Origin of the sequence: Aeribacillus sp. FSL K6-3256 (genome assembly GCF_037965805.1) — a bacterium.
Lineage (GTDB): Bacteria > Bacillota > Bacilli > Bacillales > Aeribacillaceae > Aeribacillus > Aeribacillus composti.
Window position 1 is genome coordinate 212162 of the sequence record NZ_CP150188.1, and the last position, 26693, is coordinate 238854.

Genomic DNA, 26693 nt, shown 5'->3' on the forward strand with positions numbered 1-26693 from the left:
CACGCCCTATTCTCCACTTCTACTATAAAAAAATAGTAGCACAGACCACGGCCATGGTCTGTGCTACTAATCTTAGTATGTTTCGTTTTAATTTCCCGCTTACCAATTCATGCGTAAAGTAATCCCCACCTGTATTCAGATGGGGATTTCATGTATGCTTTATTTAGATTTTTTAGGAACACGGCATTCCTGCGGAAGCGTCGGTGACCATGGCAGGAATTCAGCTAATTTTGTTTTATCTGTCGTATCTATATTGGTAAGCTCTTGAAACAGGTAGCAAGGTAGTTGAATGAATCCAACTCGCTCCAATTTTCCTTGGCTGTCTCCACAACACTATATAGATGATCGTACTGGACCTTGCTCCTTTTGACGTATTACTGAAGAGCCAGTTTTTGCGACCGATCACAAAAGGTTTAATTGACCGTTCCCCGCGATTATTATCGATCTCCAAATGGCCGTCCTCTAAAAATGTCTCCAACCGCTCCCATTGGGTACGACAATACTTGATCGCTTTGCCAAGTGCGCTTTTTGGCAGTACGCGCGGCATTTGCTCTTTAAGCCATGACAAAAAAGCCTCAAGCACGAGTTTGCTGTGCTCCAGCCGTGCTTGATAGCGCTCCTCTGGACTTGCATCTTTTAAGCTTGCGCTCAATTTCAAAAAGTTTATTGCAATAGGCCAGACCTTCCTTTGCTTTGACGGTGGAAGTGCTCGCCGATTCAGGCAGTACCTGCAGGGCTTCTGTGAATTTGCGGCGGGCATGGGCCCAGCACCCGACCAATTTCACATCGGGGAGGACGTTATAACCCGCATACCCGTCCACATGCAAATATCCCCGGAAGCCGTCAAAAAAAATGCGTGGGTGCTTGCCTGAACGGGTTTGCTGGTAATCGTATAAGACGATAGGTGTATCCCCGCGACCGGTACGATAAAGCTATATGTAGGAAGTCGACGTTGCTGGCCGATCCGGTTCAGACAGGACCTGCAAGGTTGTCTCATCCTCTGGAAAGGTGGGATATTTGATTGGAGAGAGATCATTATTAGAAAAAAGTTGGACAAAATGCCAAAAACAAAGGCATTTATTGAGGAAGTCGTTGAGTCTGCCCAAGATTTCCGCTTACGTAGGGTTAAGCAAATGCTAAATGAAATAAATGAGGTGGGAGAAGTAATCAAAGAGTGGAAAGTATTAAGGGAGTCTGGGGATTAAAAAACAATTTTATGGTGAGGTAAAGGATATAATCCAAAAATATAGGATCAATTAAATTTTTAATCTTGTTTTTCGCATCTTGTTCTATTTCATTTATGGAAGATCTTATTGCTAAGTCAGCATTTTCTTTTACTTCTGTTTTGGTTTGACCAAAAATCCAGTACAGGACTATTTAATTCTTCTAAGCAATAAAAGAGAAAACTAAAGATTAGATATTTCTTTCACTATTGAGAACAATGGATCAAGAATAAAAACAACAGAAAAGAGAATAGACGCTTTCCAGGGTACCTTCAAGAATTTTGTGTAATGTAAGTCTGATCAGAAGAATAATTGTATAAAAATTTACAATTTTGTGAAGGTCAAAGTATAACGTTTGACTGTACAGTTTGATTATAATATGATCTTATTAGAAGGGTAAAAAGGGGGTATAGATGGATGGGGTCGTCTATAAAATTGGTGAACTAGCAAGTATAGCAAATGTTTCTAAAAGAACAATCGATTATTATACAAAACTAGGCTTGCTTAAAGCAGAACGGTCCAAATCGAATTATCGATATTATGATTCATCTGCTCTTGAGGATTTAAAATTAATTGACCATTACAAAAAACTGAATTATTCATTAGACATGATAAAAGAGAGGCTAGAGTTGCATAGAAAAAAAACAGCAGCAGAGGAAGAACTTATTCTTAAACAAGCCAAAACAATTGCTGAACATATGAAATTATTGGAGGATGAAATTAAAGAAATTCATGATCTTTTAGGCAAATTGGATGATGAATGTAAGAAAAAGATTTCGAATCAATTGTCTCCACAGACGATGGCATTATTACAATCATTAATCATGTTTTTAGGATGATAAAGAGAGATCTATACAAGGGAATAGTGAAAAAAGCATAATTACTGTTGACATTTCGTTATTAGGAGGTGTAAGTCGTTCCTTTTTCTAGGGGAACGGCCGTAGTTTGGAAATATTTAATTTATTTATGGTTGCTGTATTAATTGGTTTCACAGCATTTTTCGTCGCTTCTGAATTCGCCATTGTAAAAGTCCGATCTTCAAGAATTGATCAGCTTATCTCGGAAGGAAATAAAAATGCTGTTGTAGCTAAAAAAATCATTTCCAATTTGGACGAATATTTATCAGCGTGCCAGCTTGGAATCACCATAACAGCATTAGGTTTAGGCTGGCTAGGAGAACCGACTGTTGAGCATCTTCTTCACCCCGTTTTTGAAAAAATGGATTTTTCCCCATATGTGTCTAATATACTGTCATTTGGAATTGCTTTCGCTGCGATTACATTTTTACATGTCGTGATTGGAGAATTGGCTCCGAAAACGGTAGCCATTCAAAAGGCAGAAGCTATTACATTATTAACAGCAAGACCCTTAGTTTTGTTTTATAAAATCATGTATCCATTTATTTGGGCATTAAACGGTTCTGCAAGGGGCATTATCCGTTTATTTGGCTTAAAACCAGCTTCCGAACATGAGCTTGCACACTCAGAGGAAGAACTGCGGCTTATTTTATCTGAAAGCTACAAAAGCGGCGAGATTAACCAAACGGAATACAAATATGTGAATAACATCTTCACTTTTGATGACCGGATCGCAAAAGAAATCATGGTTCCCCGAACAGAAATTGTTGCACTTGATAAAAATAAAACCATTAAAGAAAACTTGGAAATCGTCAAAAAAGAAAAATTTACAAGATATCCGGTAATTGACGGAGATAAAGATCATGTTATTGGCCTTATCAACATCAAAGAGGTATTTACAGAAATCTCCTCTTACGATAGCTTAAATACCGAAAAATCCATAGATGATTTTGTCCGTCCAATTATTCAAGTCATTGAATCCATTCCAATCCATGATCTGTTGCTGAAAATGCAAAAAGAACGAATACACATGGCGATTTTATATGATGAATATGGCGGTACATCCGGTTTGGTCACAGTTGAAGATATTCTTGAAGAAATTGTCGGTGAGATTCAAGATGAATTTGATGAAGATAAAAAACCCATCATCCAACAAATAAATCATGATCGAGCCTTAGTTGATGGCCGCATCTTAATTAGCGAGATAAATGATTGGTTAGGGTTGAAAATTGAAGAAACGGATGTAGATACACTTGGCGGATGGATGTTAACTGAGCGTTATGATATTAAACAAGGGGAAAGTATTGAATTTGGACCGTACACCTTTCACGTAGTGGAAATGGCCGGGAACCATATTAAAACGATTGAGATTACTAAAATTGATAAAGGCTCGCCAGTTCTAGTAGAAGATTAATCATAATAAGAATTGGCGACAAGATCCCCCGCTAGTAGAATACAAAAAAGTCTGCCAAAAGGTTTCGATATTTCAACCCACAGGGGAATACTGTAATCCCCAAAACGTGCTTATAGTTGCGGCGAAAATAAAAATCTGTCATCCGCCAAACTCATTTAAACGAAGCTCTCTAAATTGAGTTCACTCCTTCTAATGGTCGCATATCTCAAGCGAATCAGTATCATTAAAATTTAAAATAAGTGGAATGGGATGTCGTTCCTTAGAAAGAAAAATTTTTAAATAAATGGAGGGAGAATTTCAAAAATGCTTAAAAAATTTTTAGCGAAATTCGGCAAGGGAGCAGCGACAGTAGATTTACAATTCGAAAATCGTCCTTATCAGATTGGTGAAGTAGTACAAGGAGAAGTTGTCATTAAGGGAGGCGAAGTAGATCAACAGATCAACCAGTTGGCAGTTCAATTCATGATGACTGTTAGAGCAAAGAATGGCCAGTCTGTTTCACGGGAGGTTGAGAGGATTCCTTTAAACGGATCATTTGTAATTTCAAAAAAAGAAGAAAAACGCATCCCATTTAATTATCGAATTCCGCAAGCCTTGCCTTTATCTAGAGGCCCTGTATCTTATTATTTTGATACCCATCTTGATATTGAGGGAGGCGTAGATCGGACAGATATTGATTATATCACCATTGGAGCATCGAAAGAGATCCAATCCATTTTTCATGCTCTTTCCCGTTTAGGCTTCCGAGAAAAATCTACTTCAGGAAAGCTCGATCAATATGGCCAAGAATTTGAATTTTTTCCGACACAGTTATTCGCAGACAAAGTTCATGAATTAGAAATTCGTTTTGCTTATGTAGAAGAAGGAGTCAAAGTTTGGATGGAAGTGGAATGTCGATCTGGCTATGGAAAAATCGAAGCGAAACGAGAATTTGTTTTGACTAAAGAAATAGTAGAGAACGAAGACAAGCTGGTGTCCTCGTTCGAAAAATATATTGCAGAAGCAGTCCAGCAACCGGAATTGTATAAACAACCTTTTACCTATCCTACCTATCAGCCTCATCATAAAGGCAGTATGGCAAGCGGCATTGGAAGCATGGTTGGAGGATTGGCGATGGGTGTTTTAGGTGGTATGGTATTAAATGAACTAATGGATAACCTCGGTGTAGATGAAATGTTAGAAGATGCGGCAGAGGCCATAGGTTTGGACGAAGAGAATTTTGATTTAGCTGGCATGGATTTTGGTGATTTTTTTGATGAAAACTAATAAAAAAGCGTATTAACGGTCAGAAGAATGATTATTCTTTTAAAAAAAAACAATTTTATGTTTGATGGAAGAATCCATTTGATCAAGCTTTTTTCCAAATGGATTCTTTTTTATTTACGGTTCAATATTTGTTTGATATTTATAAACAAACTTAATTTTCATTAAGAACATAAATAACAACATTAACATGAATTTTATTAGTATCTAAACTTTTGTTTAAAAAACATATGTCATGGAGTAAAATGGAAATAACTCTAAAAGACTGTGTTTTATTTTAATGAGATAATCATAGCAAAGCATGAAATGCAAATAAAAATGATAAAAATTTAGGAAAGTTTTGAATAAACGTTATCAGTAAAACATCGAATGTTATACTCCCTTATAAAAATTACGAAACGATATGCTTCTTCTTCGAGGATACAATGGATTTTTACTAAGACATAGGTGCTGACGACAATTTATAGTTGAGCTCTATTGTTCAACTAGAACAAGGGGCATTAAACATTTTGTTTTTTAATTTTTAGCATTTTATCAATTAGCTAAGGGAAAATGACTACATAAAACTAAAAAGGAATGTTCATTTTGGATAATAAGAATAAAAAACTTAAAATTATTATTGTAAGCGCAATTTCAGCAACCATTCTTTGTTCAATCATTGTATTGGCTTCACTTTCTCCAATATCTAATTCAGGACCTAATGTCAATCAATTTGGAGACATCGGTATGTGGATGTCTATAGTTCTCATTCTTATATCTTATGCAATCCCTTTAATTATTTACAGTTTAGGGGTTGATGCATTTAAGTATGTAATGGCTGCACTCTGTGGCTTAGGTCTTCTAATAGGGATGGCTGTTATATTTACTACTATTTTATTTATATTTACTTCTACAACTAGTATGATATTATATGCTTTATTATGTCTTTCCGTTTTATATATTATGTCAAGTATAATTTGGATTTTTATTACCTTTTCAACTAGTAATAAAAGCAAAAACACAATTCTTCAATAGGCCTTATTATGCAAATGAGAAGTACAGGAACGGTCCGATAAATTCTAAAATGAAGCCAGTAGAGAAAAATAGTTGTTTTTCTCCGCTGGCTTTTGTAATTTTTCGATTCTTGTCTGAGTTGAAAATGCGGACCCATATTTTCAGGATGCTGTGAACTATTGCCACAATTCCAAACTCGCCCTCCTGCAAGGATCATCTGCAGATCACCCTTGATGTGTCTGAACATTTTTTTACTTCGACTTTGAGTCGAATGTAAAAAAATCACATCTTTCTTCCTACGTTTTAGGAACTGCTATTTCTTTCATTTTTCTTTGAACCAACTGGTCAAGTAAGTTCCCGAGAAAGGTGCAATCGTGGAACGACTTGAATATTATGGACTTTTCAAGCAGGGGTCGGAATGTGCATTATACGACCAATGCGATCGAAAGAAATTCGGAAATAGTTGAAATCGATGGGCATTTGAGCAGTTTAGAAATCGTGGGGAAAAGTTGTATATTTGATGATATAAGACTTTCATGAAAAATGGGCAGAGCAAAAGTAGAGAGGAGTACCGAAGCAAAGGAAGTCTTTCAGCAAATGTTTGGTAAATGTTGCAATGAACCATTATTGCAAAAAGGCCATACAGGAGACTTAAAATTTAGCCGCATTGTGTGAAGAAAACAGCCCTCTATTCTAAATTTCCATCAGAGGTACTTTATTTATCTTGCATTATACAAAATTATTGACGTTACCGAGTCAGTATCATTACAATAAAAAGGTTAACTTTTCCATTTGTCCTGCCTGACATATTTATTTTTTAAAAACTGTTCCTTATAAACAAAAAATTATTTTCAAAATAAGTTAGGAGGCTATATAAATGGAAATATATTTGAAATACTTTTTAATGGGGTTAACGATTGCTTTACCGATAGGAACCATCACAATTGAAATGACTAAACAAGGGATTAAACATGGTTTTTTACATGGTTGGGCGGTGGGGTTAGGCGGGATGACAGTTGATTTTCTTTTAATTATTGCCATTTATTTAGGGTTGGCTCCCCTATTATCGGCCCCTTTAATACAAATTCCATTATGGCTGCTGGGCGCTGTTTTTTTATTTTATTTAGCCTATGATTCGATAAAAAATGCAAATCACGATATGACAATGATTGGCGAACCAACTTATAAATCGATTGGAAAAACATATCGAAATGGTATATTTGTTGCAATCTCGCCAAGTAATTTAATTTTTTGGATATCAATTTTTGGTGTAGTGTTGACAGATTCATTTTCTCAAGCGAATACAGCTGATTTTTTTATTACTGCATTAGGAATCTTATCAGGAATATTGGTACATGACATTATACTTCTTACTATCATTTCGGTTACACGAAAAGCAATGAATAAAAAAGCAATAATGACTGTTTCGATTATTGCCGGAATTTTGTTGTTTGGTTTCGGTTGTACTTTTCTCTATAAATTTCTCATAACATTACAAGCGAACTATCCGTTTTGGTAGGTGCAAATAAATAATGACATTAGTGTAACAGGTTCGAATTGGATCGAAATTGAAAAAACTGCATCTTCAATTTTAGTCCTTCCTTCTATCACGGAACGATATTTTTATTTGAAAAATACGCTTTCCTCGTGGTAATGAAACGGTGAATCATAAAGGAATTTCAGTTTCATTCGATAAAACATCATTAACACTTGAATCTAAAAAATCGGTGATACGGCAGTAGCTCTATTTCCCATTAGCTCAAGGAAGAGCAATAGAAACACAGGAGAATCTCCTGAAGCGATGAAAGGATCAAGTTGAACAATTGAGAAAGAGTCATAAGTGTTTAACTCTTTGAGTCTCATACATTGCTTCCGGCAAAACAAACTTTAATACGATTCGCCAAGTATTTTTGGAGAAGTGCATTTTCTCCCTTAAAAAACACGTATTGATTATTCGGCTTGTTGCGTTTTGCTTGTGCAACATTAAAAAAACACGTATTGGTTATTGACAAAACAAAAATCCAAGCTATATAATATCTAGTAATCAACTAGGAATACTATGTTTCGGTTGCGTAATTTTCGGAAATACATTCAGACGTTCCGCTCCCTTTGAAATGGAATATCTCATTCATGTCGAACAGCGAATTTACAAAGCTATCTGGATTTATTTGTTTATCAATTGGGCGATTCTTTAACCTTAGAGCATACCAGCAAAAGAAGCAAAATAATCACTGATTGGAAATCTGAGCATATCTTGCATGGATACATGATAAAGTCCAATAGCAAGCTGATGAAGTGATGACAATCATTAGTCCACCAGACCACTGGAGACTTCCTTTCATTTTTAAGGGAGTCTCCTTTTTTATTTTAAGCACCTCAAGACATATTTAATCGTCCATATTCAAGGAGGAATTATAAATGGAAATCTTTTGGTTTATTCCCACAAATGGCGACTTTCGTCAATTAAATTATCAAGAAGGTTCACGTCCTGCAACCTATAACTATTGCAGACAAATTGCACAGGCTGTCGATGATTTAGGCTATAGCGGCGTGTTAATTCCAACAGGAAAAACATGTGAAGAAGGCTTTATTGTCGCTTCAACGCTTGCACCCGTAACAAAAAATTTAAAGTATCTTGTAGCGGTGCGGCCAGGATTAATGTCACCGAGCTTTGCAGCACGCATGTCGGCGACATTGGATCGATTTTCTGACGGTCGGTTATTAATTAATGTGGTGGCTGGCGGAGATCCGGTCGAGCTTGCAGGAGAAGGTGTGTTTTTAGATCACGATGAACGATATGAGTTAACAGATGAATTTTTAACCATTTGGCGTCAATTATTTACAGAAGAAGAAGTTGATTTAGAAGGAGACTATTTACAAATTCGAGGTGGGCAATTGCCATACCCGACAGTTCAAAAACCATATCCGCCGCTATATTTTGGAGGATCTTCACCTGCTGCGATGAAGGTGGCGGCAAAGCATATCGATGTCTATTTAACATGGGGAGAACCACCGGCACAAGTGGAGAAAAAAATCAATAAAATGCGGGCATACGCTGCTGCCCAAGGAAGAACAGTAAAATTCGGCATCCGGCTGCACGTCATTGTCCGTCCAACAGAAGAGGAAGCATGGGAAGCTGCCAATAAGCTCATTGAACATGTGGATGAGGAAACTATTGCGCAGGCGTTGAAAGTATTTAAGCGGATGGATTCTGAAGGCCAGCGCTTAATGACGAGTTTGCATGAAGGTGATTGTACAAGATTAGAAGTGAGTCCAAATCTTTGGGCCGGTGTTGGATTGGTACGGACCGGTGCAGGCACGGCGCTAGTAGGAGATCCTGATACGGTTGCTGCCCGTATGAAAGAATACGCTGATTTAGGCATTGAGACCTTTATTCTTTCAGGCTATCCGCATTTAGAAGAAGCCTATAGAACAGCGGAATTATTATTCCCGAAACTTCCAATTGATAAAAAGGATACTTCTCATCAGAAGACATTCCTTAGCCCATTCGGAGGAGATATCAAATCGGCTGTTGCGAAATAACAGGTTCATTAAACAATTTGAGGTGACAACAAGAGGATTGTGAAAATGCTTGATTTTAATTGGTGATAACCATCATGTCTCTTATAGGATGATGCAGAAAGATTTTCATCTGTCACATAGAGGACAGCGGCTCTTTTTGGTTAAAACCAAAGTAAATAAATATGTTTAATTTGAAATAAGACAGTATGAAAGCGGGCAGCTCATCAGCAAGGAAAGGTTTGGCTTTACAGAAAACAGCAGCTCCAAAGTGGATCAATTAGTGAAAATTACGGGATTTAGTATGAGTTGACCAGACGACTGGAGACTTCCTTCATTTTATGGAAGTCTCTTTTCATTTTTTATGGGAATTTCAGTTTAAAAAAGTAAAAACGATTTTAAATGATGAAAAGGGGATGGATAAAATGGCATTCAATCATTCTGAAAAATTAATCAATCAAATATATGATGTAAGTTTTAAAGCAGATGTTCTTGTTATAGGCGGAGGGCCTGCCGGCGCTTGGGCTGCATTATCAGCCAAAAAGAACGGGGCAACGGTTATCTTGGTGGATAAAGGTTATTGCGGCACTAGCGGGGCGACGGCTCCTTCAGGCAATGGAGTATGGTATATACCGCCTGATAAAGAGAAAAGAGAAGAAGCGATGAGAAGCCGTGAAGCCTTAGGAGGGTTTCTTTCTGAACGGAAATGGATGAAAAGGGTACTACAACAAACATATGAAAGTGTCAATCAGCTTGCTGAGTGGGGATATCCTTTTCCAGTAGATGAAAATGGCGTAGTACATAAGAGAAGCCTTCAAGGACCTGAATATATGAGATTGATGAGAAGAAAATTGGTGAAATCGAAGGTAAAAATTTTAGATCACAGCCCTGCGCTGGAGCTTTTGTATGACAGCAATGGAGTAGCCGGAGCTGCGGGCGTCAATACACAAACTGGAGAAACCTGGTCTGTTCAAGCCAGTTCTATCGTTATCGCATCAGGCGGATGCGCCTTTTTAAGCAAGGCGTTAGGATGCAATGTATTAACTGGTGATGGGTACTTATTGGCCTCAGAAGCTGGTGCTGAGTTTTCAGGCATGGAATTTTCCAATGCATATGCCATTACTCCAAAATTTTCTTCCATTACAAAAACGGCTTTTTATCAATGGGCTTCTTTCACTTATGAAGATGGAACCATTATTGAAGGGGCGGGTTCACATAAAGGGCGTTCGATCATTGCCAAAACATTGCAGCAAGGAAAAAAAGTGTTTGCACAGCTGGATAAGGCGAAGGATAACCGTGAGCTACAAAAGTGGATGAGAATTGCCCAACCGAATTTCTTCCTTCAATTCGATCGAATGGGCATTAATCCTTTTGAGGATCGCTTTGAAGTGACATTACGGTTAGAAGGGACAGTAAGGGGCACCGGCGGCATCCGGATTATTGATGAAACTTGTGCAACATCAGTTCCCGGATTATTTGCCGCAGGTGATGCTGCGACTAGAGAGTTGATTTGCGGCGGATTTACAGGAGGGGGAAGCTACAATGCGGCATGGGCCATTTCCTCTGGCTATTGGTCCGGGGAAGCAGCAGCGAAGTATGCCCTTTCCTTTAATCGAAATAATCTGGATAGAACCTTGTCAAGAAAACATGTCATTGGAATAAACGAACAGCGCACAAGTCATAATGGCCTTGATGCAAATGAGGTGATTCGGCATGTTCAAGCGGAAGTGATGCCTTTTGATATTAATTTGTTTAGAACAGAAGAAAAGTTATCCGCCTCCTTGCAGCGGCTTCATTCAATATGGCATGAAGCAAAAACAAGTCTGAAGGAAAATAAAGGAAACATCGTAAGGGTTCGGGAAGCAGCCGCAATGTTAGCCACCTCCCGTTGGATGTACACAGCAGCACTAGAGCGAAAAGAAACTCGAGGCATGCATAAACGGCTTGATTTTCCTAAAATTGATGAAAACCAGCAGCATCGTCTGATCACGAGCGGTTTAGACGAAATAAAAGTGACTGCTGATACTCATAATTTCCAGACTGTATAAGGAGGAAGAAAATTGATACAGGTTCTGCTTGAGGAACGATGTGTAAAATGCAATCTTTGTGTCAATATTTGCCCCACTAACGTGTTTGAAAAAAGAAAGGGAGAGGTACCCGTTATATCAAGGCAGGATGATTGCCAAACGTGTTATATGTGTGAATTGTATTGCCCTGTTGATGCACTTTATGTAGCTCCAAACGCTGATGAGGCCGTAGAAATTTCTGAGCAGGAATTATTAACAACAGGTTTAGTAGGAAGTTATCGAACAAACATGGGATGGCAGAAGGGACAAAAACCGGTCGCTGCCCAAGACCCAGCTTATAAATTTTATTTGCCTAGCGGAGTGTGACTAGAATGGGAAAATCATCAAAGAAAAAATCCTTCATATTCTTTATAGCAATTTTTGCACTTTTAACAGCGTGCAGTTCCAATAATACTTCTACAAACAAAAATGCGGAAACGGAGAATCATTCTAATGCAGGGGTTGAGGAGAAAGGAAAAACATTAAGGCTCGGATATATTAACTCAACCGGAAACAAAGACAAGGACAAACCTGCCGTTTCAGGAGCTGAAGGGTGGGCGCTTAATAAAGGATTTTTGCAGGAAGAATTAAAGAAAATTGGAATTACAAATATTGAATATTTTTCTTTTCCTAACGGCCCTAACCTAAACGAAGCAATGGCTTCAGGAGAAATTGATGTAGGAATTTTAGGTGATACACCTGCTTTATTGGCGAGAAGCTCAGGACAAAAAACAAGATTAATAGGATTTGCTAATATTTTTCAAGATATTTGGTTAGTTACTAATAAGAAAAATGGAGTATCTTCCTTGGAGGAATTAAAAGGAAAAACAGTTGCAACATCAAATGGATCTTATATGTTTCGCTATTTAACAGGTCTATTGGAAGAAAATAATCTGCTTGAAGATGTAAAAATTGTTCATTTACTTCCGCCAGAAGCAGCTGCTGCTTTGGAGCGCGGCGATATTCAAGCATATGCATTTCCAACATATATGGGTCCAAAACATGTAAAACTTGGTTTTCCTTTGCTTCACCAAGCAAGTAAAACGACACCGCATTTAACCGGAACATCTGTCACCATTGCGTCAGAAAAATTTTTAGAACAGAATCCGGAGTTTTTATCAGTATGGACAGATACCCGTGAAAGGGCAGTAAAAGATTTAAAAGAACATCAAGAAGAATTTTATCAATATGTGGCTGAAGTGACCAAACAGGACTTAGATGTTGTGAAGGAAAGCCTCCCTCTTAACAATATTCGAGAAGAGAACTTCCCGAAAGAGGGGTTGGAATTATTGGAAGGAACGAAAAAGTTTTTAGTAAAACAAGGATTGATTAAAAATGATTTTGCCATAAAAGATTGGATGCTAAAAGATCAGTAGCTTTTGTAGAAGGCTTTGTCTTAAAAGCCTTCTATCCTGTTTATGCAACTGAGGTGGTTAGATATGAAAAAAACGTATGATCATTATATTTTGCCGGTTGTTTTGCCGCTCCTGCTTGTTTTTCTTTGGATTTATTTGACGGAACGTGAATTGATTGCCCCATACCTAATTCCAGCTCCGAAAACGGTTATCCACACAATCGTTCAATTTATAGAGGATGGAACCCTTTTGCAGGATTCATGGGCAAGTGTCAAAAGAATGCTGCAAGGCTTTTCCTTAGCGGTTTTCTTTGGTCTGCTATTCGGGGTATTAATGGGTTTATTTGCTAGAGTCGATCAATTTTTTGCTGGAATTCTGAATGCGATCAGAGTAATTCCGCCATTAGCCTGGATCCCGATCATTATTCTTTGGTTTGGTATCGGTGAAACTTCTAAAGTCATTATTATTTTTAAAAGCGCCTTTTTCCCCATCCTGTTAAATACAATTCAAGGAATCGAAGGAGTGCCTAAAGGATTTCTGGAAGTGTCAAAACTGATGGGAGTAAGCAAAAGAAGAACGTTATTTAACGTGATTTTTCCTGCTGCATTGCCTTCTATATTTGTTGGGCTTAGATTGGGATTAGGAGCGGCTTGGATGGCTGTGGTCGCTGCGGAATTGATTGCTTCCGATTCAGGACTCGGTTACCGAATCACACAAGGCCGGGAGCTTTCCCAGCCCGATGCCATGATCATTGGAATGATCATGATTGGGATAATTGGAGTCGCAATGGATGCTGTTGTTAAGTTTATCCAGCAGCGCATCCTGTCTTGGCAAGCAGGCATTAAATCTTAGGAGGTTGCTTACATGCCAATAAAGGAAAACGTTCAGTTTCAGGTAGCGAAACCGAAAATAAAGATTACTAATTTGTCAAAATCATTTAATCAAGGAAAGAATACGTTAAACGTATTAGATGATATCAATTTAGAGGTTCAAGAAGGCGAATTTTTGACCATTGTTGGATCCAGCGGATGCGGAAAAAGTACGTTATTGCGAATAATTGCTGGTCTTGACAGCTCTTTTGAAGGAACGATTGCCATTGATAATCAAAATATAAAAGGTATAAGAGCCGACATAGGCATGGTTTTTCAGGATCATCGGCTGTTTCCTTGGATGACTGTTAAGCAAAATATAGCCTTTGGTCTTGAAAAAGTGCCTGCATCTGAACGTGAAAAACTAGTGAATGAATATATTGAATTAGTCGGATTAAAGGGATTCGAAAAAGCAAGGCCCGGAGAGCTTTCAGGCGGTATGTCTCAGCGGGTTGCATTGGCGCGTACATTAGTAAAAAAGCCCAGCATTATTTTGCTCGATGAACCTTTTGGGGCGCTGGATGCACTGACCCGGATTCAAATGCAATATGAAATTTTAAGAATACGAGAACAGGCCAATGTTACTATGATTTTAGTGACTCATGATATTGATGAAGCTGTGTTATTAGGTGACAGGGTGATTGTCATGTCCAAAAAACCAGGCCGCATCCAAAAGACGATTCCAGTTTATTTATCAAGACCGCGAGACAGAAATAGCCGTGATTTTGTAAAAATACGTGAAAAGATTTTAAATTTATTTTTTGACACAAATGTTTCGTTGAATAAATCACAAGAAAAAATTTCATTAGAGGGATAGGTTCCTTCTGCAAAAAGCTTATTGCTTTTGCATGAAAATAGAAATCCTCTATCGTCTTATGCAGATACAACGACATATTAAACTATAAAAATATAATAATCTTGACAACAAAAAGTTGGCATGTTAATTTATTCGCATATGAATAATTAGATTTCCGACCAGAACACTGGAGGCACTTGGTTTACATACTAAGTGCCTTTTTTACATATCTTAAAAGGTGAATATACAGTGTCTTCGTTCAAGTTGGATTGAAACATTCATTCCTAATCTATCTTTATTTATTATTATTTGTACAAAGACTATAAAAAGTTGATGCTGATGAAAAATCGGATCAATAAAAGCAATTATGATAGAAATACAAGAAAAAAATTTCATAAAAGTAACTTGACAGATAGGTTTAATTGGTTTTAAAATCTCATTAAAGATTTTGAAAATTTAAATAAGCTGACTGGAAAACCGGAGGCTCTCAATTCAAGTTGAAACTTATCTTGAAATGGGGTGCCTCCTTCTTTTACATCAAATTATTCTAAAATAGAATAAACATTGAAAAATAAATGATAGTTGACTGGACAACCAGAGACTCTTTTTCAAGTTTAATTTAGCTTGGAAATGGGTCTCTGTTTTGTTTAACAGCAACTTTTTAACACCAATAAAAAATGAGAGTTTGAGGTAAGTAACATGAAGAAAAAACGAATCTATTTAAATGCGTTTGATATGAATTGTGTGGCCCATCAATCACCAGGCTTATGGGTACATCCTGAAGATCAGTCGTATCGTTATAAGAATATAGATTATTGGGTTGAATTGGCTCAAACTTTGGAAAGAGGTCGGTTTGACGGCCTGTTTATTGCTGATGTAATCGGGATCTATGATGTGTACGGGGGAGATAAAACTACAACAGTACGTGAAGCGACACAGGTGCCCGTAAATGATCCGATGATGCTTGTCTCGGCGATGGCGAACGCAACGCAACACTTAGGCTTTGGAATTACATGCTCGACAACATTTGAACATCCTTACACGTTTGCACGCAGGATGTCCACATTGGATCATTTAACAAAAGGAAGGATTGCTTGGAACATTGTGACTTCGTACTTAGAAAGCGGGACAAGAAATATTGATATTGGAGATCGATTTATCCATTCGGAAAGATACAATGTTGCGGAAGAGTATATCGAAGTTTGTTATAAATTATGGGAAGGCAGCTGGGAAGATGATGCGGTCATAAAAGATAAAGAAAAAAGAATTTTTACAGATCCGACAAAGGTTCATGAAATTCACCATCACGGTAAATATTTTCATGTGCCTGGTATACATTTATGTGAACCGTCGCCGCAAAGAACTCCTGTCTTGTATCAGGCTGGAGGTTCAACTAGAGGCCGTCAGTTTGCTGCTAAACATGCAGAATGCACCTTTATTTCTGCTCCTGGAAAGGAAGCGATCACTTTATATGTCAAGGATTTAAGAGCTCAGGCAGCTTCATTGGGAAGAAACCCTCAAAGCATTAAAGTGTTTGCATTAATGACGGTAATTGTTGGCCGGACGGAGGAAGAGGCGCGGGCTAAATATGAGGATTTATCCCAATATATCAGTTATGAAGGAGCACTTTCCTTGCTGAGCGGCTGGTCGGGAGTGGATTTCTCTAAATATGAACCTGATCAAGAAATTGAATACATTGAGACAAATGCCGTTAGATCCATGCTTGAATCACTAACAAAGGCAAGCCCAAATAAGAAATGGACCGTTCGCGAGCTGGCAAATTTCGCAGGCATTGGCGGCATGGGACCAGTGATAGTTGGAACACCTGAACAAATTGTTGATACGTTTGAAGAATGGATTGATGAAACTGATATTGATGGATTTAACTTGGCTTATGCAATTACACCAGGAACATTTAAGGATATTGTGGATCTCGTAGTGCCTGAACTTCAGAAACGAGGTTTGTTGAAAAAAGATTATGAAGAAGGAACTCTTCGAGAGAAATTATTTGGAAAAGGAAATTCTCGTTTATCAGAAAATCATATAGGTGCAAAATATCGAAACCTCGGGTGCCTGTTGCAGAAAAAATAATTACACTGAGAAGTATAGATTTTACCGAGATTTTTACTCAAAAATTCGACTAAATATATATGAATAATTATATTTCAGGAAGGAGAAATGAATAAAATGCTTCATCAAGTCAAACTTCATTCAAGTAAGCTTGGAACAACGCATCTCTGCTGCTAGAAAAGATGCTGAAATGAAAGATATGCTGGTTAAGAAGCCCAGCGATTTTATGCAATGGAGATGCAAGCTCTGAGAAGAAGCTCGGAAAACGATCTTGGATAAAATTGAAAGCCAATTTAACGGCGCTTATAGGTACACAAAAGCAAGTGTCCGATCGAATTTTACATTATTTCGACGGAAGGGGGATTCCATTTCCCTTTCGTACGGGATAAGGAAAAAATGACGCAGCCTATTGAGGCGCAAGTTTGAAACCCTATTAAAAACTACTTTTGAATAAAAACTATGAGGAGGTGGAGAAATGGAAGAAAATTTAAAAATCCAGCTGAAACCAAAGAAAAAACTAACTGCTTTTGATGCCATAAGTTCTACGCTGGCGCAAATGGCTCCAGCAGCAGCAATATATTATGGATTCCCAGTTATATTTGCGGCTTCGGGAATTGGATCTCCGTTAACACTCTTACTTGCTACAGTAGCGATCACAATGGTTGGGCTCAGCTTAACAAATTTTTCAAAAATTCATCCTAGCAGCGGATCGCTCATCAAGTATATTAGTATGACTTTTGGTGATATTGTCGGCACTACAGCTTCACTTGTTTTTTTAATCGGTACTATCTTTTTAGCCGGCTCAGCTTTTATTGAGCTTGGGGGATGGACATCTGATTCACTAGCCTTATATAACATTCACATTCATTGGATCGTCCCTACTATTATTTTAGGTTTAATCGTTTGGGCCATTACAGTGGTGGGAATTTATAGTTCGACTAAAATTGCTGCGGTGGCATTATTCATTGAGGTTGCAGTCCTTGTTTTCGTTTCAGTGTTAGTTTTATTGCATCCGCCAGCGCCGTTATCTTTAAAGCCTTTTGCATTTTCTTCAATTCAGAATGGCATAGCAGGACTTAGCTTAGCCTTTCCGCTTGCGATCTATTTGTTTATTGGCTTTGAAAACTCAGCTGCTTTGGCAGAAGAAACGGATAATCCAAAACGAAATACTGCTCGTGCAGTTCTCGTAAGCATTGCGATCATGTCGGTCTTCTATATATTTGTCAATTATAGTATTATTCAAGGATTTTCGAATCATATTGACGATTTAGTTAAAAGTACTAATCCGTTTATTGATCTTTCTAATCAGTATTTAGGCAGCTTTTCTGTATTAGCTATTATTGCAGGATTCACTAGCATACTTGGAATGACCATCGCCTGCTTGAACGGCTTCTCCCGAATTGCGTTTAACTCAGCTCGAGAAGGATTAATTTATAGAAAATTATCAAGGGTTTCAAAATGGGGGACGCCTATCGGCACACTGACACTTCTTTTTATCTTAGGAATGTTGGCTGCGATTTTAATTGGTTTGCTTAGTAAAGGATGGGTAACTGCATTCGGTTATCTCAGTACAATTGGCACGATCCCGCTCTTGCTCATTTATTCTTTATTAAATCTTGCAGTTATATTTTATAAAAAAGAAAAATGGCCTTTTCATAAAAAATATTTGTTTCCATCATTAGGCTTGCTCAGTATTCTTATCCCTATTTGGGCGATGGTGCAGCCCGGTCAGCCGGAACCGGTAAGCTATTTTCCTTGGATTGTTCTTGCTTTATGTGTGGTCAGTTTCATTTACTCATGGTTTACTGTGAAAAAGAAGTCGCCAATTTCGGCAAACTTCAGACCGTTGTTAAAAAAAGAAGAATTATAGGAAAAAGGAGGACAGGGTTGGAAACGAAATCGTGAAAATGAAGTGCGGTTTGGCGGGGCAAACTGACTGCGGAATTCAAAGGCCGAAAACGAAATTGTGAAAGTGAAGTTGTTTGTAAAATTGGTTAGTTAGCAGTTAAAGGAAGGGATCACAGAACAATCAGTAATTTTAAAATTTAAAATCAACTGAGGGAGTGGATCAAAAATGGCAATGGTTCTTAATCGTAGCGCAGAGCAAAAGGAAATCGCAGACCAAAATAAAATTGAAGTTAAATCCATTTATTTTGAGTACGACGGCTTAGAAATCCTGCAAGATATTAATTTAACGATAAAAGAAGGAGAATTTATCGTCTTTATGGGACCGAGCGGCTCGGGAAAAAGTACACTTCTACGATTGCTAATCGGATTATCCCGGCCTAATAAAGGAGAAATTTTCGTCAATAATCAATTACTTACTGACTCTATACCAGATTGCTCTGTTGTTTTTCAGGACTACTCGCTATTTCCTTGGCTGACAGCGAAAGAAAATGTCATTCTGGCATTAAGGCAAAAGCTGAAAAAATCAAAAACAAAAAAGGAATTAGAACACTTGGCCCAAAGTTATTTGGAATTAGTTCAGCTTAGTCATGCTGTTGATAAATATCCAGGGGAAATGTCCGGCGGGATGCGCCAGCGTGCGGCGATTGCGAGAGCATTATCAATAGGGTCAGATTTGATGTTCATGGATGAACCATTCGGGGCACTTGACCCGTTGACAAGAATACATTTGCAAAATTTAATCCTTCAAGTGAATAGGGAACAGCAGAGAACCATTGTGTTTGTCACACATGATGCAGAAGAAGCGATTTTCTTAGCGGACCGCATTGTCATGTTTACCCCGGGGCCGCCAGGGAGAATTGCGGAAGTGATTGACGTTCCTTTTCCTAAGCCGAGAAATCGGAAACAGCTATATCAAAGCTTAGAATTTGTAAAATTCAGAGATTATGTTTTAGGTGTCATGAACCAAGGCATTTTCGACAAATTAGAGGAAAGTAAGGAAGCTCTTGTGGATGGTTCAGGAATTTAAACAAATAATGTCTTAAAATCTGTAAAAAAAATATACCGTATTCCTTACAAAGACACATGAATTTTTAGAGTATATAGTTGGAGTGTATTAGAGGAGGAAAAAAATGAAAAAGAGAAATTGGCTAATCGGGATTGGTTTATCAGCTATTTTAGTTTTATCCGCTTGCGGCGGTAAAGAAACTGCAAATGAAGCAGCATCAAAACAAAATGCATCGTCAAGTGAAAAAGCTGAAGAGAAGGATAACGAAAAAACATATGAGTTAAAAGTTGGTTATGGTTCAATATATGGTGCACCTCTTGCGGATATTGCCATCGATCAAGGATTTTTTGAAGAAGAGAATTTAAAAGTGGAAATGGTGCCATTTCAAAGTTCAGCAGACGGATTAAATGCATTGCAGGCAGGAAAAATTGATATCGGCTTAACTTTCGGTTCAACTGCTCCGCTGAATTTTATTGCCCAAGGTTCAAATTTTGAGCTGATTGGCGGTCATATGGAAGGTGGACATCCGATTGTTGTAAAAGAAGAACATAAGGACGAATATAAAACGTTACAAGATTTTAAAGGAAAAACAATAGGTTCTATACCTTTGCATACGAATGATGTTTACTTTAAATCGGAGCTTCAGAAAGCAGGCATTGATATCCATAAGGATGTAAAATTTGTAGAATTTAAAACGTTGTCTGCCATACTTGAGGCTGTAAAAACAGGGAAAATTGATGTCGGGGTATCGGGTACAGCTCATTTAACAAAAACATTGAAATTAGGTTTAGCTCCTATTCTATGGATTAATGATCTGGATAAAAATGCTGCTTGCTGCCGTGTGACGGTAAGAGGCGAGATTTCAGATGATCAAGCAATTGCTTATAAAAAATTTATGAAGGCCCTCATTAAAGCTGAACGTGTGAAATTGGAAAGCCCTGAAAAAAATCTAGAAGCTTCATTAGACAGATTTAAAAATTTACCTAAAGAGCAGATTAATGAAATTGTTAATGAGCCGCATTTAATTAACTCAGCTGATCCGAATAAAAAAGAAACTTTAGAAGTGTGGGAAAGAATGATAAAAATTGGATATGTGAAAGAAGAGGATGCAAAGAAAATCGATGTTAATTCTCATTTGAATCTGACTTTTTATGAACAGGCATTAGACGAACTAATTAAAGAAAATCCAAATGATGAATATTACAAAAAGGTATTAGAAAGATTTAAAAAACAAAATTTATAGGGGAGGAGAGATACTGTGAAAAAGTTTTTACATGTTTATATTTATTCAACTCTGATCGCCGTAGCCCTTCTTGGGCTATGGATTTACATTACAAATTTCACTGAATTGCTTGATCCAGTTATTTTTCCATCTCCTGAAATTGTTGTCATGGCGTTTGTGAAAGCCATTAAGGAATTGTTGCAAGGGTTTGTCAGTTCAATGGGGTTATTAGTTCCTGGTTTTGTGTTATCGCTCGTATTAGGGATTGGCGGCGGTTTATACTTTGGTTTGCATCATCGATTCCGTGCCATTTTAGAGCCGTTTTTCCAGACTTTCAGCCCGCTTCCGCCGACATTGTTTGTTCCGTATGCAATTGCATTGTTTCCATCTTTTAAATCGGCTTCGATTTTTATCTTATTCATTGCAACGTTTTGGCCTATTTTTCTCGGCACGATTCAAGGGGTGCTTTTAATAGACAAACCATACTGGGACAATGCAAAAACAATCGGATTGAAGGGAAAAGACTTGTTTTTGAAAATGATTCTTCCAGCAAGCTCGCCGTTAATTTTGAATGGAGTCGGGACATCTCTCGCATTCGCGTTTATTGTCTTAATAATGGTAGAGATGTTTGGTGCTGAATCAGGAATGGGTCGCTTTATACAGTATTACACCGATTTTACTCAATATGATTTAGTTCTGGCAGGAATTATTTTTAATAGTATTGTCATTCTGATTACCATGATCGTTTTTGAAAAAATCAAAAAGCGTCTGTTGTTCTGGACAAATTTAAAAAATGAAGCCAATTAAAAAAATATAATAATTGTAAGACTCTTCTTTTTCCCGGCAATGCGCTGATGAGAAAAGGAAGAGTCTTCGTTCCATAAAGGAGTAGTATGATGCGAATAATAGTTACGGTTCTTGTTCTGTTCATGCTATTGCTGGCTGGATGTTCCAATTCAGCTAATCAACAAAAAAATAGTGAAGAGCCACAATTAAAAGTGACATTAGAAAGTGATCCAAAACAGATTCAGCTGAATGAAAAAGTGACATTTACTTCAAAAGTGACATACGGGACTGAAAATGTGAGCAAAGAAGCCAAAGTTACGTTTGAAGTGATCGAAAATGGAGTATCTTTCGGCAGATTGCCTGTTGAGCCAAACGAAGATGGAATCTATCAATTAGATGTGAAATTTGTTGAGCCAGGTGAACATCAAGTGATTGCTCATGTCGATTATCAAGGCCTTCATGAAATGCCCATTCTCTCATTTCATTTAACGGAGTGAAAGGAGTCAGACTATTTAAATGAATAATAAAAGAAAACAGGTGGTGCTATTCATACGGGGGGTCATCGCTTCCATATTAGTTTTAGGAATTGGTTACGCAATTTATAGTAATTTTATTAAGGACAAAGGAGCAACTGCTTCAACTGGAACAACCCTTGCTCCTAATTTTATTTTAATTGATTTAAAAGGGAATGAAGTCAATTTAGAAGATTATCGAGGAAAAGGGGTTCTGCTTAACTTTTGGGCAACCTATTGTCCTCCTTGTGAAAAAGAAATGCCGTATTTGGAATCGGCTTATAAAGAATATAAAGATAAAGGAATTGAAATTCTGGCCGTTGATGTAGGTGAACCAAGAATATTAGTGGATCAATTCGTATCTAAAAAAGGATTGAGTTTTCCCGTTTTGTTGGATTGGAAAGGAGATACAGCCGATCTATACAAAGTTCAAACCCTTCCGATTACTTTTCTCATTAATGAAAAGGGAGAAATCGTGGATAAAATTACCGGCGAAATGACCGAAGAGGCTGTTCGTCAACATTTAGACAGTATCGTTCCGAAATGATGGAATTAAGTGTTGCAGGTATTGAATAATTTGTTCCAAGTGTCATCGCTTCCTCGGCTTTATTATGGCTAATAGCCTGTAAACCTAATAAATGTAATTGAACTATTCAAAAATTTGCAGTCCCCCTTAAAAAGTTTTAAATGCAGCTTGAAAGATCGTTTGAAAATATAGACTCCTTTTCGAAAGATACCAGATCAAAACGAAAAGAGAACCCCTATCAGAGATGGGGGCCTCTTAACGATTGATCAGGCGGTTAGAAAATTGTAAACCGCATTTTTAAAAGTAAGACATTCGATAGCGAACCGCTGTCCAAAACGATCAAGTCTCTTTCACTTCAGCTTCGTTTTGTCTTTTATTCAAGTTGGCAGCGTAATATGCAATGACTAAAATGGCAACCCAAAGCGGACCGACTATTAAGGCGATTCTTGTGTCTGGATAGTAGCCGAGCAGAATTGCGACAAATATGAGAAACGCCCCTGCAATGAAAGTGGATAACGGGTATAGCGGGGTTTTAAATTTGATATTTTTTTGTTGTTCAGGTGTAATCGATTTTCGGAATCGCCATTGTGCTAATAAAATAATAAACCAAGTCAATAAAGCGCCAAATGTTGAGATAGATGCAATCCAAGTAAATACTTTAGCCGGTACTAAATAGTTGAGCAGAACTCCGAATAATAAAACGGCTGATGTAACCATAACCCCTCTAAAAGGAACGCCTTTTTTGTTTAATGTGCCAAATGCCTTCGGAGCTTGTCCATTATGGGAAAGGTTGTATAACATACGTCCCGAACTGAAAATTCCTGTATTACAGGAGGAAAGGGCAGCGGTTAAAACGACAAAGTTGATAATGCCTGCTGCGGCCGGGATACCGATTTTGTCAAAGGTTAAAACGAAGGGGCTTCCACTTGTCCCGATTTCATTCCACGGATAAATGGACAAAATGACAAACAACGCACCCACATAAAAAATTAATATACGAAGTAAAGTAGAATTAATGGCTCTAGGCAGCGTTTTTTCCGGATCTTTTGCTTCACCGGCTGTTACGCCGATCATTTCGATTCCTAGAAAGGCAAACATAACCATTTGAAATGACATTAAGACACCTTCAAGACCGTTAGGAAGAAAGCCGCCGTGCTCCCACAAATTGCTGATTCCTGTAGGAACTCCGTTATTGCCGAATCCGAACAAAATCATGGCTAAGCCAATAATAATCATAAAGATAATCGCAATAATTTTGATTAGGGCAAACCAGAATTCCAACTCACCGTAAGCACTGACTTGAAGAAAGTTAAAGCTCATCATGATGATTAATGCTGCCAGAATCCAAATCCATCGCGGAACCTCCGGAAACCAAAATTCCATATAGATTCCAACGGCTGTCAGCTCGGTCATACAAGTAATGACCCATACAAACCAATAATTCCACCCTGTAATATATCCTGCCAGATTACCAAGATAATCATTGGCGTATTGGCTGAATGAACCGGCAACGGGATGATGGACAGCCATTTCTCCTAACGCTCTTAAAATGAAAAATAAAATGATTCCGCAGAAAAGGTAGGATAACATTATACCGGGACCTGCCAGCTTGATTGAGCTTGAAGATCCTAAAAACAGCCCGACTCCGATTGCAGAACCTAATGCAATCAGTGTAATATGTCTTTCTTTTAAACCTCTTTGCAGCTGATTTTCCATGATCGTTCCTCCTTAAGTTTATAAATGAAATCCCTTTCAATGTTCTGTTGCGAAGGTCATCATATGTCAGATTTCATGATCGAAAAATTTAAGTTATTATTCCCCGCAACTCCTCTTGATAATCAAATTGTGACGCTTACATTTAGATTTGAATAAATTTTATCATACTATATTTCAATTTCTTTTTGTATAAAACGACAAATTTAGACGTTCAATTTGTTGAATGATACAAAGGAAAAATGTTCAAATCATTTTCCTTACTTCCGTTATTATGATCAAATAAACCTATAGATAAACTATTTAATTCAAGTTTTCCTGCCCTACTGGTTACAAACATGTAAGGCAAAATCGCGAATAAATACTCCGAGAAATCAGCCAATTTCTATTACAACCGGCTGGGAAATTGACAGATGTAATGAAGGCACGGTTTGTTTAAGAACAGAAAAAATAACAAAGTTCAAGTATTACAAGCAAGGCACAGTTGAAAAAGTGTAAAAAATATAAGTGAAACCTTGCTTCAAAAATTAATGTAACAAGTCAAACTGAATTTATTTGTGAAAATGTGCACAAAAAAAACGAGACAAGCACCTCAATTTTTGATAATACAAAAATAGCGGCAAGTCTAGACTTCAACCGCTTGCCATCCATCGAGAAAAATGCCAAAGATTCATGGACAAGGTGTTATATAGAGTACAAGCCATGTTTTTAAAATGTTTCGCTATTGGATGAGCATCACGATTTTGCTGTGACTATGAGAAAAGTGAAACAAACCTTTTATTGTCTATTTATTGCTTCTTGACTTTCGTTTACTCTATTAGAGTGGCAGTATCCTGCCTCTTATTGCGATAAATAGTGCAGTAGCTAAAATGTAAAATAAACATGCTGCAATATTCAATATATTACCATAAATTTTGTTCAGAGTGGTGATTATATTTGGAAAATAGGAAATTTGTGGCAGTTTCCTTTCAAGATTAGAAAATGAAGTGCATTTCACAAATACTGATTTAGGTAAAAATTGGTACAAAAGGAGAGGCAAAATTAAAGTTGTGTTGATCACACTGTAAAATATGAACAGCTGATCCAATTAATTAAAAATTCGAATTAAAAGATGTTAATACAATCTCTAAAAGGTTTTGCAAGGTTTGTAAATTTCATCCATCTAAAATTTTTTGCTTACTTCAATAGGCTGATAAGCTATAGATATTTAAGAGATGTTCCCTCTCCCGCATGATGTGGCCTTTTTACCGCTGTGAAGAAAAACAGAAACCCCATTGATTCTGAAACACGGTCCTCGACAGTTTTTCAAATAACAATTAGCACGAAAAAATTATTGGATCTGACAAAAAGAAAAAATACCGAAAAATTTGAAATCGAAAGAGGAAAGGAGTCACTTATCAAAAGAAAAGAAAGCTATTTTATGAATTCAATCATTCATGATTTTCTTGAAAAAACTTGTTGCTTCATTTTTATAGAGTTAAAAGTTCAACAAATTTGTTAAAAGCTAATGTTTTGGCAAGTGACTTACGAGTGATAAACACAGTATCTACGTTTACGTAGTCCTTATCAATGGGATATGTGTATAGACTTTTTGTTAATTTTGACATAGACTCGGGAATCAAAGAAATTCCAACTCCTGCACGAACACAATTTAAAATAGCTTGTGCGGCGTCTACCTCTATTACATTTTGAATCGTTATATGATAGTCGTTCATGATTCTGGTAAACACTTCTCGATAGTAACACCCTTCTTTAAATACAACTAAAGTGCATTTCTTGTTTTTAAGAGGATTGTCAGGAGTATTGGTGATAAGTACCAGTCTTTCTTTAAAAATAACGTTTTCGATAAGATCCGGATGATTAACAGGTCCAGCAACAAATGCACCCTCTATATCATGATGTAAGACCTTATCTATTAATTCTTTTGTGGTACCGGTTTGCAATTTAATTTTTACGTTAGGATAATTAGCTGAATATTGTTTTAATATGTGGGGAAGACGTACATAGGAGGTTGTTTCCATGGAGCCTATGTTTAATTCTCCATCGGGGATTGCCAGTTTATTCATTGCTTTTTCAGCTTCGCGACACAAATTTAAAATCAAATTAGCATAGTTAAGAAAGACTTTGCCGTTCGGTGTGAGAATAACCTCTTTTTTGGTTCTTATAAATAATGGAAAACCTAAACAGCTTTCTAATTTATTTAGTCTAGCCGTAACATTGGGCTGTACATATCCAAGCTCTTTTGCAGCCTTCGTAATCCCCTTATTTTTTGCTATTGCTGCAATGATTCTTAAATCTTGTAGCTCAAACATTATTTCTCCCCCATCACTCAAATTGATTCATAACAACAATTATCATTTTTTTCTATTTTACACCATCAAAATGGGGTCATAAACTATTTATAGAAGACAATTTGCGAAATATTAAAAAAATAAATTTTCATCTTTATACAAGTCAATTTCAGATGAATGTAGAAGCAGCTTGAATGAACAACATGATTTCAGTCCAATAATGTGAATTTTAGGATGGAAGGATGGGAACAAGAGAAATAAAAAAGCCGGACAACTGATGTTTCACTAAGTTTTGGGTGATCGT

General features: G+C 37.2%; 20 protein-coding genes and 1 pseudogene. 18 read left to right on the forward strand and 3 right to left on the reverse strand.

Features of this window, described 5'->3' with window-relative positions; genetic code table 11:
- Positions 1–159: 159 nt before the first annotated feature.
- Positions 160–998, reverse strand: a pseudogene (locus NSQ84_RS01170) (IS66 family transposase); the annotation flags it as partial.
- A gap of 638 nt (positions 999–1636) precedes the next feature.
- On the opposite strand from NSQ84_RS01170, the gene NSQ84_RS01175 reads away from it, so the two are divergent.
- From NSQ84_RS01175 to resA, 18 genes are all read left to right on the forward strand, one after another.
- Positions 1637–2062: a MerR family transcriptional regulator gene (locus tag NSQ84_RS01175; RefSeq protein WP_063386472.1), complete on the forward strand. Its 426-nt coding sequence runs from the start codon at positions 1637–1639 to the stop codon at positions 2060–2062.
- A 106-nt stretch (positions 2063–2168) separates the two neighbouring features.
- Positions 2169–3494 carry a hemolysin family protein gene (locus NSQ84_RS01180; RefSeq protein WP_063386473.1) on the forward strand — a complete coding sequence of 442 codons (1326 nt, stop codon included), beginning with the start codon at positions 2169–2171 and terminating at the stop codon, positions 3492–3494.
- A 303-nt stretch (positions 3495–3797) separates the two neighbouring features.
- Positions 3798–4760 (forward strand): sporulation protein, encoded by a 963-nt coding sequence (locus NSQ84_RS01185; RefSeq protein ID WP_063386548.1) that lies wholly within the window; start codon positions 3798–3800, stop codon positions 4758–4760.
- 582 nt (positions 4761–5342) lie between these two features.
- Positions 5343–5771, forward strand: coding sequence for a DUF5391 family protein (locus tag NSQ84_RS01190; protein WP_339212168.1), 429 nt, complete (start codon positions 5343–5345; stop codon positions 5769–5771).
- 856 nt (positions 5772–6627) lie between these two features.
- Complete coding sequence (locus NSQ84_RS01195) at positions 6628–7269, forward strand: LysE family transporter (protein ID WP_094244904.1); 642 nt, start codon at positions 6628–6630, stop codon at positions 7267–7269.
- Between the two features lie 899 nt (positions 7270–8168).
- Complete coding sequence (gene ssuD, locus NSQ84_RS01200; protein WP_339212169.1) at positions 8169–9293, forward strand: FMNH2-dependent alkanesulfonate monooxygenase; 1125 nt, start codon at positions 8169–8171, stop codon at positions 9291–9293.
- 401 nt (positions 9294–9694) lie between these two features.
- Entirely contained in the window at positions 9695–11317 is a 1623-nt protein-coding gene (locus tag NSQ84_RS01205; protein ID WP_339212717.1) for an FAD-binding protein, read from the forward strand.
- Between the two features lie 12 nt (positions 11318–11329).
- Positions 11330–11662, forward strand: a complete 333-nt coding sequence (locus NSQ84_RS01210) for a 4Fe-4S binding protein (protein WP_063386477.1) — start codon at positions 11330–11332, stop codon at positions 11660–11662.
- A gap of 5 nt (positions 11663–11667) precedes the next feature.
- Positions 11668–12711, forward strand: a complete 1044-nt coding sequence (locus tag NSQ84_RS01215; protein WP_339212170.1) for an ABC transporter substrate-binding protein — start codon at positions 11668–11670, stop codon at positions 12709–12711.
- Positions 12712–12774: 63 nt separating this feature from the next.
- Positions 12775–13542: an ABC transporter permease gene (locus tag NSQ84_RS01220; RefSeq protein WP_339212171.1), complete on the forward strand. Its 768-nt coding sequence runs from the start codon at positions 12775–12777 to the stop codon at positions 13540–13542.
- Between the two features lie 12 nt (positions 13543–13554).
- Positions 13555–14376, forward strand: a complete 822-nt coding sequence (locus NSQ84_RS01225) for an ABC transporter ATP-binding protein (protein WP_130157017.1) — start codon at positions 13555–13557, stop codon at positions 14374–14376.
- Positions 14377–15054: 678 nt separating this feature from the next.
- Entirely contained in the window at positions 15055–16446 is a 1392-nt protein-coding gene (locus NSQ84_RS01230) for an LLM class flavin-dependent oxidoreductase (RefSeq protein WP_327856019.1), read from the forward strand.
- Positions 16447–16900: 454 nt separating this feature from the next.
- Positions 16901–18295: an APC family permease gene (locus NSQ84_RS01235; protein WP_063386482.1), complete on the forward strand. Its 1395-nt coding sequence runs from the start codon at positions 16901–16903 to the stop codon at positions 18293–18295.
- A gap of 204 nt (positions 18296–18499) precedes the next feature.
- Positions 18500–19360, forward strand: a complete 861-nt coding sequence (locus tag NSQ84_RS01240) for an ABC transporter ATP-binding protein (protein WP_063386483.1) — start codon at positions 18500–18502, stop codon at positions 19358–19360.
- Positions 19361–19463: 103 nt separating this feature from the next.
- A complete protein-coding gene (locus tag NSQ84_RS01245; RefSeq protein WP_063386484.1) occupies positions 19464–20582 on the forward strand; it encodes an ABC transporter substrate-binding protein in 1119 nt (372 codons plus the stop codon).
- A 15-nt stretch (positions 20583–20597) separates the two neighbouring features.
- Positions 20598–21368, forward strand: a complete 771-nt coding sequence (locus NSQ84_RS01250) for an ABC transporter permease subunit (protein ID WP_327856021.1) — start codon at positions 20598–20600, stop codon at positions 21366–21368.
- Positions 21369–21457: 89 nt separating this feature from the next.
- Positions 21458–21844 carry a FixH family protein gene (locus NSQ84_RS01255; protein WP_327856022.1) on the forward strand — a complete coding sequence of 129 codons (387 nt, stop codon included), beginning with the start codon at positions 21458–21460 and terminating at the stop codon, positions 21842–21844.
- Between the two features lie 19 nt (positions 21845–21863).
- Positions 21864–22406 (forward strand): thiol-disulfide oxidoreductase ResA, encoded by a 543-nt coding sequence (resA, locus tag NSQ84_RS01260; RefSeq protein ID WP_327856023.1) that lies wholly within the window; start codon positions 21864–21866, stop codon positions 22404–22406.
- Positions 22407–22724: 318 nt separating this feature from the next.
- Here resA and NSQ84_RS01265 read toward each other — a convergent pair whose 3' ends face one another.
- Together NSQ84_RS01265 and NSQ84_RS01270 are read right to left on the reverse strand one after the other, a co-directional pair.
- Entirely contained in the window at positions 22725–24101 is a 1377-nt protein-coding gene (locus NSQ84_RS01265) for an amino acid permease (RefSeq protein WP_327856024.1), read from the reverse strand.
- 1466 nt (positions 24102–25567) lie between these two features.
- Complete coding sequence (locus tag NSQ84_RS01270) at positions 25568–26410, reverse strand: LysR family transcriptional regulator (protein WP_339212172.1); 843 nt, start codon at positions 26408–26410, stop codon at positions 25568–25570.
- Positions 26411–26693 lie beyond the last annotated feature (283 nt).